The organism is Nocardiopsis mwathae (genome assembly GCF_014201195.1).
In the GTDB taxonomy this organism is placed as follows: Bacteria; Actinomycetota; Actinomycetes; order Streptosporangiales; family Streptosporangiaceae; genus Nocardiopsis_C; species Nocardiopsis_C mwathae.
The window spans coordinates 5,452,833-5,467,082 of the sequence record NZ_JACHDS010000001.1; the positions used below are offsets into that span (position 1 = coordinate 5,452,833).

The 14,250-nt window shown below is 72.0% G+C and carries 11 protein-coding genes and 1 riboswitch; of the genes, 2 read left to right on the top strand and 9 right to left on the bottom strand.

What is annotated here, in order from left to right; translation table 11 throughout:
• Positions 1-38: 38 nt before the first annotated feature.
• Positions 39-1,511 (bottom strand): class I adenylate-forming enzyme family protein, encoded by a 1,473-nt coding sequence (locus tag HNR23_RS23930; protein ID WP_246421846.1) that lies wholly within the window; start codon positions 1,509-1,511, stop codon positions 39-41.
• 444 nt (positions 1,512-1,955) lie between these two features.
• Between HNR23_RS23930 and HNR23_RS23935 the strand changes: the two genes are divergently transcribed.
• Together HNR23_RS23935 and HNR23_RS23940 are read left to right on the top strand one after the other, a co-directional pair.
• Complete coding sequence (locus HNR23_RS23935) at positions 1,956-2,627, top strand: class I SAM-dependent methyltransferase (protein WP_184078954.1); 672 nt, start codon at positions 1,956-1,958, stop codon at positions 2,625-2,627.
• A gap of 259 nt (positions 2,628-2,886) precedes the next feature.
• Positions 2,887-3,789, top strand: a complete 903-nt coding sequence (locus HNR23_RS23940) for a thermonuclease family protein (protein WP_184078956.1) — start codon at positions 2,887-2,889, stop codon at positions 3,787-3,789.
• Between the two features lie 13 nt (positions 3,790-3,802).
• Here the strand turns inward: HNR23_RS23940 and HNR23_RS23945 are convergent, their stop codons facing one another.
• From HNR23_RS23945 to HNR23_RS23980, 8 genes are all read right to left on the bottom strand, one after another.
• The gene (locus HNR23_RS23945; protein ID WP_184078958.1) at positions 3,803-5,689 is read right to left on the bottom strand and encodes a TIM barrel protein; all 1,887 of its coding nucleotides are present in this window, start codon (positions 5,687-5,689) and stop codon (positions 3,803-3,805) included.
• Positions 5,686-6,456, bottom strand: a complete 771-nt coding sequence (locus tag HNR23_RS23950) for an ABC transporter ATP-binding protein (protein WP_184078960.1) — start codon at positions 6,454-6,456, stop codon at positions 5,686-5,688. The genes HNR23_RS23945 and HNR23_RS23950 overlap by 4 nt, the downstream gene beginning before the upstream one ends.
• The gene (locus HNR23_RS23955) at positions 6,449-7,588 is read right to left on the bottom strand and encodes a FecCD family ABC transporter permease (protein WP_184078962.1); all 1,140 of its coding nucleotides are present in this window, start codon (positions 7,586-7,588) and stop codon (positions 6,449-6,451) included. The genes HNR23_RS23950 and HNR23_RS23955 overlap by 8 nt, the downstream gene beginning before the upstream one ends.
• Positions 7,569-8,747, bottom strand: coding sequence for an ABC transporter substrate-binding protein (locus tag HNR23_RS23960; RefSeq protein ID WP_184078964.1), 1,179 nt, complete (start codon positions 8,745-8,747; stop codon positions 7,569-7,571). Before HNR23_RS23960 ends, HNR23_RS23955 begins: the two co-directional genes overlap by 20 nt.
• A 188-nt stretch (positions 8,748-8,935) precedes the next feature.
• Positions 8,936-9,125, bottom strand: a riboswitch (cobalamin riboswitch).
• Between the two features lie 126 nt (positions 9,126-9,251).
• Positions 9,252-9,971 carry a methyltransferase domain-containing protein gene (locus tag HNR23_RS23965; RefSeq protein ID WP_184078966.1) on the bottom strand — a complete coding sequence of 240 codons (720 nt, stop codon included), beginning with the start codon at positions 9,969-9,971 and terminating at the stop codon, positions 9,252-9,254.
• A gap of 32 nt (positions 9,972-10,003) precedes the next feature.
• Positions 10,004-11,773, bottom strand: a complete 1,770-nt coding sequence (locus HNR23_RS23970; RefSeq protein WP_184078968.1) for an ABC transporter ATP-binding protein — start codon at positions 11,771-11,773, stop codon at positions 10,004-10,006.
• A gap of 116 nt (positions 11,774-11,889) precedes the next feature.
• Positions 11,890-13,365: a saccharopine dehydrogenase NADP-binding domain-containing protein gene (locus tag HNR23_RS23975; protein WP_221308234.1), complete on the bottom strand. Its 1,476-nt coding sequence runs from the start codon at positions 13,363-13,365 to the stop codon at positions 11,890-11,892.
• Positions 13,366-13,478: 113 nt separating this feature from the next.
• Positions 13,479-14,216, bottom strand: coding sequence for a methyltransferase (locus tag HNR23_RS23980; protein ID WP_184078970.1), 738 nt, complete (start codon positions 14,214-14,216; stop codon positions 13,479-13,481).
• Positions 14,217-14,250: the final 34 nt, after the last annotated feature.

Sequence of the window (14,250 nt, forward strand, 5' to 3'; positions counted from 1 at the left end):
CCGCTCCTACCTTTCTCCTGATGGTCGCCTTGCTGCCGTCATCCCGCCGGTTGCGCGGGCTCCTCAGCCGGTACGTCCCACATGCGGCGGATGGCCGCCTTGTTCGGCTTGCCGACGGCCGTGTAGGGCATCCGGTCCGTCGCTCGGACATCACCGCGCAGCCCGTGGGACTCCAGCCGCCGCCGAACCGCCGCAGCCGCCTCCGCGGTGCCCACCTCCCCGCGCGGACGCACCAGCACGCGCACCGCCTGGCCGCGGCCGTCGGGCGCGACCGGGACGCTCACCGCTTCGGCGACCGGGCAGTGCAGGACGATGTCCTCGTCCAGGGCGGGGGCCAGCAGCAGGCCGTGCTCGGCGGACAGCGTTTCCGAGACGCGGCCGAGGATCCGGTACTCGCCGGAGGCGTTGCGTTCGGCGACGTCGCCCGTACGGTACTCGCCGCCGCGGAAGGTCCGGGCGTGCGCACGCGCGTCATTCAGGTAGCCGTCGCTCGTGTGCGGCGATCTCAGCACCAGCTCGCCGATGCCGCCGTCCCGGTGCCCCAGCGGTTCGAGGCGGGCTTCCACCCCCGGTACCAGCGGCAGGAACGCGTCTGCGGCGCCGCGCCCGACGAGGTCGACCGCGGCCAGCCCGAACTCCGTGGACCCATAGAGCCGACGGATCCGCAGGGAGAGCGCCCGCTCGCAGCGTTCCACCATGTTCGGCCCGACGTAGGTACCTCCGCAGAAGGGCAGCCGCACCCGGCTGAGGTCGGCACCGCCGGACTTCTCGGCGATGTCGGCGAACTGGTCGTAGTGGCGGGGGAGCGCGCTCATCACGGTGGTGCCGCAGGCGATGACCTGCTCCAGCATCACCGCGGGATCGGTGTCCGGGTCGGTGACGACCAGGCGTGCGCCCGACAGTAGCGCTGCGAACATGTGCAGGTCGGTCGCGTGGGCGACGTCGATGGGGTGTCGGCAGAAGAAGACGTCCGTGTCATTGAGGCCGGTGTGGCGGACCCACCGGCGGCGCTCGGCGAGGAAGCTGTCCTGGCGCCACGACATCATCTTCGGGAAGCCGGTCGACCCCGACGTCCACAGGTACCGGAAGGTGCCGCGGGCGGGGGCGCGCGAACCCGGGGAGGGTCGTGGTTGCGCCGCCTCCAACGCGCCGAGGCGCACGGTCGGCCTCCCCGGCGCCTCGACCGCCCGGGTCCCATCGACCACCATCAGCACCGGGCCGGTGAGGTCGAGGGCGCGCGCCCGGTCGGCGCCGTCGAATTCCCGGATCATCGGCACGTAGACCGCACCGGCCTTGGCGACGGCGAGGATGAACGCCACGTAGCCGATGCCGTTCGACAGCGAACAGGCCACGACATCGCCCTCGCCCACCCCGTGCCGGCGAAGCCCGGCTTCGATCCGATCGACGCGCGCGATGAGCGATGCGTACGTTTCTCTCCGGTGCTCCGGAATGCTCACCGCGACCCTCTCAGGGCGACTGCGAGCGACCTCCCGGACGGCCTGGTAAAGCAACTCTCACTCCACGTCGATCATCGGCGCATTCCGCTCAGCAGCGCCTCGCCTGCGCCGCCCTTATTCCGAATTTCCTGGAAAATCGATTGCGGGCGATTGTCGGGCACCGGCCGGCCGCCCTGAGATCAACTTTCTTTTCGTGGCGCCGTGTTTCAGGATCCAAGCAGAGCGGCGCGCGTGCGGGCAAGGTTCTTCCTGATCGAGGGCGTGGCCGGATGCGGTCATGGGGGTTGATCGTTCAATGGGATCCCGGGGCGATCGAGATGATCTTTTATCTGCGATCTTTCGGTTCGATGTGCCCAGGTGGATATCAAGGCGATCTTTATCGGGGGTGTGTAATATTCGACTCCCTGATTTCGGGTGGATCGCGTTCGGCGGGTCGAGCGGGCAGCCCAGGGGCATGCCGCGGTCCAAAGAGAATCGCGGGCGGAAAGGATGGCGGCGATGGCAGCCACGTCGGAGCCGGAGAAGGAGCTGTGGAACCCGGGGACATACGACCGACTGCGGCGGCAGCTGATCCCGTCGTTCGACCTCCTCTACCGCTGTGCGGTCCGCGCGGTCGCCATGACCACGGCCGCCACCCGGCGACCGCGGGTGCTGGATCTCGGAGCCGGAACCGGACTGCTGAGCGCGGCGATCGTGCAGGAGATCCCGGACGCGGAGATCGTCATGCTCGACCGTTCGGAGGCGATGCTGGCCCAAGCCACCGCCCGCTTCGCGGCCGTGGTGGGTGACCTGACCGACCCGTTGCCCGAAGGACGGTTCGACGCGGTCGTCTCGGCGCTGGCCATCCACCACCTTCCACACGGGGGCAAGCGCGACCTGTTCGGGCGCGTCCTCAGACAGCTCGACGAGGGCGGGGTCTTCGTCAACGTCGAGCAGGTTCTCGCCCCGACCGATCGGCTTGAGCGCATGTACGACGAGCAGCACGAGCGGCACGTCCAGGAGTCCCGGACACCCGCCGAGGAGTGGGCCGCCGGCCGGGAGCGGATGAAGTTCGACATCCCGATCGACGTCGCGACGCAGCTGCAGTGGCTGCGCGATGCGGGCTTCGCCGAGGTGGACTGCCTGGCGAAGGACTGGCGGTTCGCCACCTATGCGGGATGGAAGCACTGATGGCACGCTCCGACGCGTCGGCTTTCCGGCGGTGCGGGTCCGCTTGACGACGCCGCGCCCGCCTGCGGATTAGCGCTTCCCCGGGTGGCCTTACGCCCGGCACCGCAGCCCGAACACCGTTCTCCAACCGGGCCGATGGCGCCCCGGGGCCAGGAGATTCAGCGATTTCGTCCCGATTCCTCGGTTTTTTTCATTAGCGTTGCTATGTGGGAAATCGTGAACTACGTGGATTTTGTCGTAGGTGTGGAGGAGAACGGTCATGGGTACAGCTGGTTCGGACTTCTCTCTCGGTGGAATCGCCCGGCCTGCGGCCCAGGCGCGGTGGAGCGGCACCCGGATACGTATCGCCTCGTCGGTAGCGGGGAGCCTGCTCACGGTTGCCCTGCTCGCCGGGTGTGGTGCGGGCGGCGGGGTGGACACCGCCGATTCCAGCGCCGAGCCGGTCGATCACGCCCTGTCCGAAGCCGAGGAGGAGGTCCAGGCACTGGCCCTGCCGACCGGAGTCCCCGAGGGGGCGCAGCCGGTCGAGGTCACCGAGGTCGCCGGAGCCGATGCGCTTGAGGTCCGGGCGACGCTGGAAGCCGACGACGGTCCGCTGAAAGTCGGAAAACGGGTCGAAATACGCCTGGCCGGAGTCGAGCCCCCAGGCAAGGGCGAGTGCCATGCCGACAAGGCGGCCGACCGGGTCGAGAGCCTGTTCGGCAGCGGAGACACGGCCTTCGTCAGCAGTGCGGGAGAAAGCGACGACCAGGACCGCAACGAGCTGTACGTCTGGACAGAGGACGGCACGTGGGCCAACCAGGACCTGATCGAGGACGGCTACGTCGAGCTCGGGAGCGGGACGGCCGGCCCCCTCATCGACGATCTCCGCGACGCTGAGGAGAAGGCCAAGGATTCGGGCGCCGGCCTGTGGAGCGCGTGCGCTCCACCACCTCCGGCCCCGGAGCCGCGACCGGTCCAGGAGACCGAGCCGGGCGGAGGATCCGACACCGGGACACCGGCGGATCAGGGCATCATCCTCGCTCCGTCCGGCAAGCACTACGCAGCCGGCCAGTTCTGCAAACATGCCCACCTCGGGATGACCACCAAGGATGCCGGCGGTGGGACGCTCCGCTGCGACTTCCACGACGGCGAAGCCAACGCCCGCTGGAAACGCGGGTGACCATGCACCTCGGTCAGCTGTGCGTTCCCTGCGCCGTCGGCTGCGCGGGGGCCGAGACGGGGAGGTCGAGGGTCACGGTGTGGCGCTCGGCCTCGCCCGGGGTGCCGTCGCAGCCCAGGAGGACCGGCTGTGCCTCCGCGCGTTCGACGAGCGCTTCGCCGTAGGGCAGGCCGGAGTCGGGGTCGTGGGCCGTGACCCGCATGACCGAGCCGCCGTCCTCGACCCGGCCGGAGGGCCGCAGGTCCAAGCGCCGGCCGAGCCACGCCCAGCCGTGGGCGCGCAGCAGTTCGCGCTCGACCGCCTGCTCCCACGCCTGTGGCAGGCTCGCCCAGCCGCGGTAGAGGTCGAGCAGGTCGGCCGGGTGCCCGGTGCGGTGCACCAGCTGGCCCATGCGCTCGGGCGTGAGGTTGCCCCAGTACCGGCCCTCGGGGAAGTCGACCAGGGTGGGGGCGAACCGGTGCCCGCCGAAGCTGCTGACCCGCCACACCCGCACACCGTCGGCCCCGCCGCCGTGCGCCTCCCGCAGCGCCCGGTAGAGCGGGTAGCCGCGGGTGCCGCAGCACGCGTCGACCGAGGCGTGGGTGCACACGACCAGGTCGCGTCGCGCATCCGGGTCGCGGTAGCGGGCGAAGGGGGCGAGCGCGGCCGGGTCGTCGGCGAAGAGCGCGCCGATGAGGGCGGCGGCCTGCTCCTCGGGCACGCTGTACTCGGCCCGGGACAGCGCGGCGGTCGGCCCTGGCTCCCGGTCGAAGCGCAGCACCCGTATCCGCCCCGGCGCCGAGTAGTCCGGGTCGGGGGCCGCGGCGAAGGTCTTCATGGTCAGCCCCTGCTCCTCGGTGGTGCGCGTGGCCGCCCGCAGGGCGGCGCGCAGCGGCGACGGAACGCGGGGCGTCTCCCACACCGGGGTGCCCATGCCCGCGGGCCAGGGCAGCGGGAGTTCGACCATGAGGAACCGGTCGAAACAGCGGGCGGTGCCGATGGGGTCCTCCCGGGCCGCGCCGGCCACCCGTGAGCAGGACGTCCGCGCCCGCGCCGCGGGTTCCCGCGCGGGGGGCGCCGCGGGCCTTGTCCCGGCCAGCGCGTCGAGGAGGTTCCGGCGCGCCCGCGCCGCCTCGGCGTCGAGCAGCTCGGCCGTGCCGAGCTTGGTCACGCTCTCCACCGCGCTGGGGCCGCGGAAGCCGCCGTGTTCGCGCAGGGTGCGGTAGAGGCCGACGAAGTCGACCACGCCGTCGCCGGGCGTGATGGCGGGTGGCATGCTGCCGTCGGCCGCCCCGGTGCGGTGCCCGGGGCGCGCCGGATGGTCGCGGGCGCCGACGGCCACCACGTAGGGGGCGAGCTCGGCCAGGCCCTCGTCGGGGGAGCCGCCGCCGTAGTGCAGCACGTTGCCCGGGTCCCAGCACGCCCGGAAAGCCTCGTGGCCGACGCGTTCGACCAGCGCCAGGGTGTCGGCCGCGGTCCGGGTGAGTCCGCCGTGCGGCTTGACGGCGATGGTCACGCCGTGCGCGGCGGCATACGGGGCGCCGCGCACCATCAGCCGGATGTAGCGGTCGGCGTGTTCGGGTTCGGCGCACCCCATGTCGACCAGGAGGCCCACGCCCAGCCGGGCGCAGTGGTCGACCTGGCGGCGCAGCGAGCGCAGCGCCGCATCATCGCCCCGGTCCAGGTCGGCGGCGTGGCTGAGCAGGGCGAGGTCGAGCCCCTGCTCCGCGATCAGGGCGCCCACGCGCGCGGCGCGGTCGGGCGGGGTGGCGGGGGTGATCACCTCCCGGACCCCGTGGACGGGCAGCGCGACGGCGCCGTACCCGGCGGTCCGGATGCCGCGCAGCGCGCGCTGGAGGGGGAGCTGCGCCCATGGCCGGACGGTGCAGGCGAGCCGCTGCCGGGGGTCGGTGGCGGTCACGGGTGTACCTCCTGGTCGAACCGGGTGACGAGGACGCGCCGGGACACGCCCCCGGCGTCGAGGACGAGACTGTGCGCGCGCACGCCGTACAGCTCGCCGACGGCGGCGTCGGTGAGCAGCTCCGCGGCGGGGCCGACCCGCACGTCGGAGCCGCCGAACATGAGCATCGCGGTGTCGGCGACCTCCAGCGCGTGGTCGGGGTGGTGGGTGGTCATGACGACGGATCGGCCCTCGTCGGCCAGGCCCCGCAGCAGGTGCAGCACACGGCCCTGGTTGCGCAGGTCGAGTGCTGCGGCCGGTTCGTCGAGGACGAGCACCCGGCCGTCGCCCGCGATCGCGCGGGCGAGCAGCACGAGCTGACGCTCGCCGCCGCTGAGCGTGGGGTAGTCGCGGTCGGCCAGGTGCCCGATTCCGACGCGCTCCATGGCGGCCAGCGCCAGGCCGCGGTCGCGCCGGCCGGGTGACGCCAGCGGCCCCAGGTGTCGGGTCCGTCCCATCAGCACCATGTCCAGCGTCCGGTAGGCGAAGGCGGTGTGGTGCTGCTGCGGCACGAAGCCGACGGCCCCGGTAGCCCCGGCCGCGCGCACGGCCACGGCCCCCTCGGTGGGGGAGGCGAGCCCGACGAGGCAGCGCAGCAGCGTCGTCTTGCCGCGGCCGTTCGGGCCGAGCACGGTCAGCACCTCGCCCTCGGCGACGCGGTGCGAGACGCCGCGGAACAGCCAGTGGCCGGGGTCGTAGGCGAACCCCAGCCGGTCCAGGTCAAGCATCGGCCCACATCCTTCGGCGGCTGCCGTGCAGGAGGGCCAGGAACACGGGCGCGCCGATGAGTGCGGTCAGCACACCCAGCGGGATCTCGGCGACCCCGAGGTTGCGGGTCACGGTGTCGATCACGGTGAGGTAGGCGGCGCCGAGCAGCAGCGACACGGGGATGACCGCCCGGTGGTCGGAGCCCACCCACAGCCGGGCCAGGTGCGGCACGACCAGCCCGACCCACCCGATCACGCCGCTGACCGCGACCGCGCCGGCCACGACCGCGGCCACCGCCGCGAGCAGCAGCCAGCGCAGCCGCCCGGGGCGCAGGCCGAGCGTGGCCGCGTCCTCGTCGCCCAGGGACAGCACGTTGATCCGCCACCGCAGCGCCAGGAACAGCGCCCCGCCGGCCAGCACCGGGACACCGACGACGGCGACCCTGGTGGCGTCGGCCGCGGCGAGGCTGCCGAGTAGCCAGAAGACGATGGACGGCAGGTCGCTGTAGGGGTCGGCGAGGTAGGTCAGCAGGGAGACCAGGGCGGAGAAGAACGCGCCCACGACGATGCCGGAGAGCACGATCGTCAGGGGCGGGGCAGGCCCGCGGACCCTGCTGACGGCGAACACGGCGACCAGCGCGACCAGGCCGAACATGAACGCGCCCAGGACGAGCGCGGCCGAGCCCAGGCCGAGCACGATCGCCAGCGCCCCGCCGAACGACGCCCCCGACGACACCCCGAGGATCTGCGGGCTGACGATCGGGTTGCCGAACACCGCCTGCAGCACCGCGCCGCACACCGCCAGGCCCGCGCCCACCAGCATGCTCAGCAGCACGCGGGGGAGGCGCACGTTGAGCACGGCCGCGGCCTCGGCGTCCGACCAGGTGCGCTCGATCGGCAGGACCTGGCCGAGGAGGATCCGCACGACCTGGTCGACGCCGACGCTGTAGCGGCCGACGCCGAGGGCGACGACGCCGACCAGCAGCACCAGGACCACCAGGCCGAGCACCACGCCGCGGTGCCGGGCGGCGGTCGGCGAAGCCGTATCCCCGTGCGTGCCGGTGCCGTCGGCCGCGGGCCGGTCGTGAGCGCGTCCGCCCCCGCCGTCCTCGTCGGTCGCGGCGGCGCCGCGCTCAGCGGCCGAACTCGTCATATCCGCGCGATCCGGAGTTGGCCTCCGCGTTGAGGATGGTGTCGAGCTGGGCGTCGGTGGGCTCGGCGCCGTAGAGGAACGCGTAGGTGTCGACGACCTCCTGGCGCAGGCCCGGAGCCCCGCTGTCGTGCACCAGCCCGGCCAGCCATGACCACATCAGCGGGGACTCCTGGCTGGGTGGGTCCCACCGGTAGCCGCCCAGCGGCACCTTGTAGACGCGGCGCTCGCGCACGGCGCTCAGGCTCGCCAGGGCGGGGTCGTCGTACACGGCGTCCGGTGTGGCCGGGCCGAAGTTGCCGACGAGGAGGATGTCGGGGTCCCACTCCAGCAGCTGCTCGACGTCGATCGTGGCCCACTCGGTGTCGAGGTCGGCGGCGGGGTTGCGGCCGCCGACGAGGTCGATGACGAAGTGGTTGTAGGAGGCCCCGGCGCCGGCTTCGAGGCTGTCGTCGGCGCCGCGCACGTACAGGACCGAGGGGCGCTCGCCGGGTTCGGGCAGCTCCTCCCCGAGCCGCCGCAGCCGTTCGTGCATCGTGTCCACCATCTGCCCGGAGCGCTCCTCCTTACCGAGCAGCTCCCCGTAGAGGGTGATGGCGCCCTCCAGGTCCTCCTGGGTGCCGTAGGTGAGCTGCGCGACCGGGATTCCGGTGTCGCGCAGGGGGTCGACGAGGCCGGGGCCTCGGTCGCCCCACTGGATCACCACGTCCGGCTCCAGCGCCATGACGCTCTCGATGTTCGGGGCGAACTCGGCGCCGGCCACGTCCGTGGACACGTCGAGCAGCTCGGGGTAGACCTCGCCGAGGTAGCTGTCCTCGATGGCGGTGCGCGACGCGGAGTTCATGCCGACCAGCACGTCCGGGCCGCCGTTGACCGCCACCACCATGGACGCGGCGGGCAGGGGGATCGTCACGACCCGCTCCACCGGCCCGGAGAGCGCGACGTCCTCGCCCGCGAGGTCGGTGACCGTGCGCCCGTCGGCGCCGCCGGTGGGCTCGGCCCGCCCGCACCCTGCGGTGAAGAGGGGGGAGGCGACCGCGGCCAGCACACCGCCCAGCAGCACTCTGCGGCGCGGGACGGCGGGGGCGGCAAGCGCGTCGGGTCGTCCGTACTGCCGGGGTCGGGGGGAGTCGGGTCGTGCTGGCGCGGCACGGTCGGGCATCCGGGGGGTCCTCTCAGATCTGCGGCCGCAGACCTGCAGAAGACCCTGCACCCGGGACGGGAACGCCCGCCCGCGGCAGGCCGGCCGGACACGGCCGATCACACCCCGGGCACCACGCGCCGAACCCCGGACGGGCCCGCCGCCGACGCGACAGGCCCCCTGCACGCCTCCTGGGGTCCGCGCCCCGTGGATCGTGTTCGCGACAGGTCAGTCTCCTGACTCCCGGATCACCGCTCCCCCCGACCTTCCGGCCCCCTTCCAGCCGTGGTCGTCGACGGAGGTCGCTCCCCGGTCACAGTGGCGGGACCGTGCCGGACTCCCACCGGCTTCCTGGATCCCGTCGCGATCGGTCGACAGACCAAAGGCTAACCAACCCCGTCCCGAACGGGAAGGTCACAGATGTCTTCCCTGCTCACCACCGGCTCTGCCGCGAGGCCGCCCCCGGGGCCCGAATGCGGGCACCCGGGGGCGGTGGGGCGCTTCTCGTCGCGGGGGCGGAGGCGGCTAGTCGGCGGGGAGGAACTCCACCAGCCAGGCGCCGTACTCGTGGACGACGGTGTCGTCGTCCTCGTCCTCCTCCACATACGAGGTGCTGGCGACCACCGAGGTGCGCAGGCCGGACTCGGCGGCGATGCGTTCCAGAAGGTCCCAGTTGCCCTCGGTGCCGAAGCCCAGGAACAGGCGGCCGCCGGGGGCCAGGTAGTGGCGGGCCTCGCGTAGGAAGCGGCGGTGGCTGGCGTACCCGTTGTCGAAGTAGGCGGGGTGCGCCTCGTCGGGGCCGTACTCGTCGGGCGGTTCGATGAACGGCGACCCCCAGTAGATCGCGTCGAAGCGCTCGGTGGCGTCGATCCCGGAGAACACGTCGCTCTGGACGGTGCGGACACGGTCGGCGACCCCGTGGCGCTCGGCGTTGACGCGGGTGTTCTCCAGCGCCTCGGGGGCGATGTCGGCGGCGACGACCTCGGCACAGCCCTGCAGGGCGCCGTAGACCGACGCCATGCCCGCGCCGCAGCCCATTTCGAGGAACCGCCCCCCGACGGGGTACGGCGTCTTCTTCACGTCCATCCAGGCGGCCGGGTCCGTGCTCGGGTCGTAGACGCCGTGCAACAGGGTCCAGCGCAGGCCCAGAAGCTTGAACTCCTTCGGGCGCTCGTCGGAGTACAACTCGTCGATGTACTCGGCGACCTCGCTCAGTACGGCCTGTTTGTACCGGTCGGACAGCATGATCACTCCTTGGACAGGGGTTGTGGTGCGGGTCAGGGCGTTCCGGGCCGGGGGTTGGCGCTGCTGATGAGGTCGCGGTAGGCGGGGTCCTCCAGCAGTTCCCCGTGGCTGCCGGAGGTGGCGACCACGCCGTCGTCGAACATGACGACCTGGTCGGCGTGGACCGCCAGCGACGGCCGGTGGGTGATGGCGATGATGATGCGGTCGCGGTTGTGCCGGACCAGCGAGTCGACGAGCCGCTGCTCGTTGGGCGGGTCGAGCTGCGAGGTCGCCTCGTCCAGCAGGACGGCTTCGCAGTCCTGGAGCAGTGCGCGGGCCACGGCGAGCCGCTGCCGCTGCCCGCCGGAGATGCGGGTGGCCCCCTCGCCGACCGGCGTCTCCAGGCCGTCGGGCTGTTCGCGGACCCATTCCGCCATGCCGACCCAGTCCAGGACCTGCCACATGCGCCGCTCATCGGGGTCGTCGACGCCGTAGCACACCGCGTCGCCGATCGTCTCGCCGAGCAGCGGGGCCTCCTGCTGCACGTAGCTGATGCGCCTGCGCAGGCTGGACAGGTCCATCCGGTGGATGTCGGCGCCGTTCAGCCGGATCTCTCCGGCGTCGGGGTCCATGAAGCGCTGGATGAGGCTGAGCGTGGTGGTCTTGCCAGCTCCCGAGGGGCCGACGAGCGCGGTCAGCCCGGGGGTGGCCCGCATGGTGACGCCCCGTAGCACCCGGCGGTCGCCGTGTGCCAGGGCCACCCCGGATAGTTCGATCGAGCGTTCCGCTGAACCTGTCGGCCCACCGTGCCCGTTCTCCGAGGTCACCGGAGGGGAGGCGGGCTGTGTGGCCGGTTCTTCCTCCAGGGGGAGGTGCTGCAGTTCGGTGACCCGCCGCAGCGCCGCCATCCCGGTGGCGAGCTCGGTGAGCGATCCCACCAGCGATTCCAGGGGCTCTTGGATGATGATGACGTACAGCAGGATCGCCACCAGGTCGCCGATGCCGATGTCGCCGGTGGCGAGCCGGAGCGCGCCCACGGCGAGCACGACGAGGAACGTAAGGTCGACGGCGGCGTACGTCGTGGTGTCGGTGAGGGCTTGGCGGCGGGCCACCCGCACCCCCGCGCGGAACGCCGCGCCGGAGTGCCGGTCGAACTCGGCCGCCTCGCGGCCCTCGGTACGGGCCGCCTTCACCGTGCGCAGGGCGAGCAGGATCCGGCTGACGACGCCGGTCGTACGCCCCAGGTGCTCCTGCGCGATCCCGGTGTAGGTCTCGATCTGCTGGAAGAGGAAGTACTGGGCGACGGTCGCGACCCCGAGCACCGCCAGCACGACGAACGCCAGCATCGGGTCGATCATGACCATCAGGGCGATGCCGGCGAGCACCGTGAGGGGCACCACCAGCATGTCGACCAGGGCGGGGATCGCCGTCTGCTGGACCAGCCGCATGTCGGAGCTGGTGCGCGACAGCAGGTCGCCGCGGGGGTGGGACTCGACGGCCCCCACGCGGGCGGCGAGGATGCGCCGCATCACCGCGCCCCTCAGGTCGCGTGTGGCCCGCTCGCTGAGGCGGCCGCTGGCGTACTCCCCGAAGTAGTTGAAGGTCAGGCCTGCCAGCGCGAGGGCGAGCAGGGCGGCGATGGGCAGGAACAGGCCGGCGTCTTCGGCCAGCCTGTCGAAGATGGCCTTGGTGGCCAGCGGCTGGGCGAGCCCGGCCACCTGCGCACCGAGGCCGAGGATCAGCACTCCGGACAGGGGGCGCTTATACGGGGATATCCATCGCCACAGAATGCGCGGCAGGGTGTCCGGGGAGTGCGTATTCATCTCTCATCACAGATTCTGTCGATTGTCGTTGTTTTCGGTGTTCCTGCGTCGGAGAGCGGCGCCGCCCATCGGCGGGCGCGTCCGGCACCGGGCCGGACGCGCCGTCGGCGACGCCGTCAGACCAGGAAGTTCCGCAGTTGCCACGGATCGTCGTGGTGGGCCGCTCCGTCGAACCCGGCGAAGGGGTTCGCGGCGTCGGTGGGCTTCCAGCCGGTCGGGACGGACACCCGCTCGCCGAGATAGGGGTCGGCCACGGCGAGGACCTCGTGGTGGTCCAGGTCGTCCGGGACGCACAGGCCCCGCTCGGGGTTGCGGATGACCCACGCGATCGCCCCGAGCAGTGACGCCGCCACCTGCAGCGTGGTCGCGTTCTGGTGCGGCACCAGCCGCCGCGTCTCGTCGATGCTCAGCTGGGAGCCGGTCCACCAGCCGTTGAGGTCGTGTCCGAGGAGGAGCACGCCCAGCTCGTCCCGGCCGCTGACGATGTCGTCGTTCATGATCCGGTGCCGCTGCTGCAACCGGTAGCCCTGCATCTCGTACTCGTGCAGGGACGCGATCGCGGCGTCGGTGGGCAGGTAGGCGTAGTGCACGGTGGGCCGGTAGACGGGGACGCCGTCCTCCTGCACCGTCAGGTGGTCGCTGATCGTGAACGCCTCGCCGTGCTGGATCATCATGCCGCGGATGGGGCCGCCCAGCGGCACCCACGACTTGACCCACGTGCTGCTGCCGGGCTTGGCCAGGCAGATCTGGTTGCGCGGCCCGTACTCGTGGACGTGGGCGAGATCCGGCAGGTTCAGCTCGTGCGTTCCCCACCCCAGCTCGGCGGGGCCGATGCCCTCCTCGAACAGGCCCTTGACCGACCAGGTGTTGACGAACTCGCCGACCTCCTTGGGCCGTTCGCTGATCTGGGTGTCGCGCTCGGAAATGTGGATGACCTTGACACCCGTCTCCATCGCGAGCCGCGCGTAGTCACCTTCGGCCAACGAGGTCTCCAACCGCTCGCGGCGGTCGGCGGGCAGCCGCGCGGCGGCGTCGGCCCCGTTCGACTTCAGGATCTCCTGGGTGATGTCTTCGAGTGCCACCTTGGTCCAGTGGCTCACCAGCCCCGGGTTGGCCCCGTGCTCGATGACCGCCGTGGGGCCGGGCGTGTCCCAGGAGTCGCGGAGCTCGCGCATCTCCATGTGCGCGGCGTACAGCGTCCGCTCGCTCGGCCGCAGGTGCAGCAGGTCCGCCGCGGACTCCCACGACTCCAGGGCGGTGTCGACGTAGAGCACCCCGTTGTCGTGGCACCACTCCACGATCTGCGTGCCCTCGATGTTCCAGGTCAGGTTGATCAGCAGGTCGCCGGCGCCGACATACCGGGCGAGCGTGGACTCCAGGTTGTCCGGGGTCAGAGTGTGCTGGACGTAGTCGGCGCCGGCCGACAGGGTGTCGGGGATCGCGGCGCGGAGGTCGGCCATGTCCAGGACGGTCAGTCGGTGGAAGTCCATGTCCATGTGCCGCAGCAGCAGGGGCTGCAGGCACTGCGAGACCGAGCCGCAGCCCAACAGCAGGACCCGGCCGCCGAACGTCGTCTTCTGGGCTTCGCTCAACGTGACACCTTTCGGGGGGAGAGAGTCTCGGACGGAATCGGTCGTCGGAATCGTTCGCGGGGGGTGCGGGGGCTCCGGTGGGTGTCCGCCGGAGCCCCCGCGGACGGGGCGGTTCAGGCGGTCGCGACCTCGATGAGCCAGTAGGAGATCGACACCCCGCGCCGACTCGTCTCGTACTCGCGGACCGCCTCGGCCACGACCTCCAGCCGCGCACCCGCCTTGTCGGCGATGCGCTTCAGCAGCTCCACATCGCCGTCGCTGCCGAAGCCCAGGAGGATCCGCCCTCCGGGCGCCAGGTGGGCGGGGGCGGATTCGACGAACCGCCGGATGATCGAGTAGTCGGGGTCGTAGAAGGCAGCGTGGGCGTCGCCGCCCGCGCGGTCGGACGGCGGGTTCAGGTAGGGCGGGTTCCAGAAGATCGTGTCGAACCGCTCGTCGGGCCCCAGGGCGGAGAACAGGTCGCTGCGCTGCGCGCGCACCGATTCCAGGACCCCGTGCAGGTGGGCGTTGAGCGCGACGTTGCGGACCGCCTCGGGGTCGACGTCCAGGGCGGTGACCCGGCGGCACCCGGCGCGCGCCGCGGCGACGCTGACCAGGCCGACGCCGCAGCCCATCTCCAGGAATTCACCGCCCTTCGGGAAGGGGACCCATCCCGGGTAGAGCCCGGCGCCGGGGTCTTCCTGCGGGTCGTACACACCCTTCAGGAGGATCCAGCACTCGCCGTTGACCTTGACGACCTCGACGTCGTCGTACTCGTCGACGCTCGCGATCAGCTCGTCCACTTCGCCGCGGACGATCTCCCGGACCGATTCGGAGGCGCCCTGCAGGGCGGTCTCCGTCGAGTTGCTCACGTCCTGATGCCTTTCTGTCGGGGGGGGGGGGGTG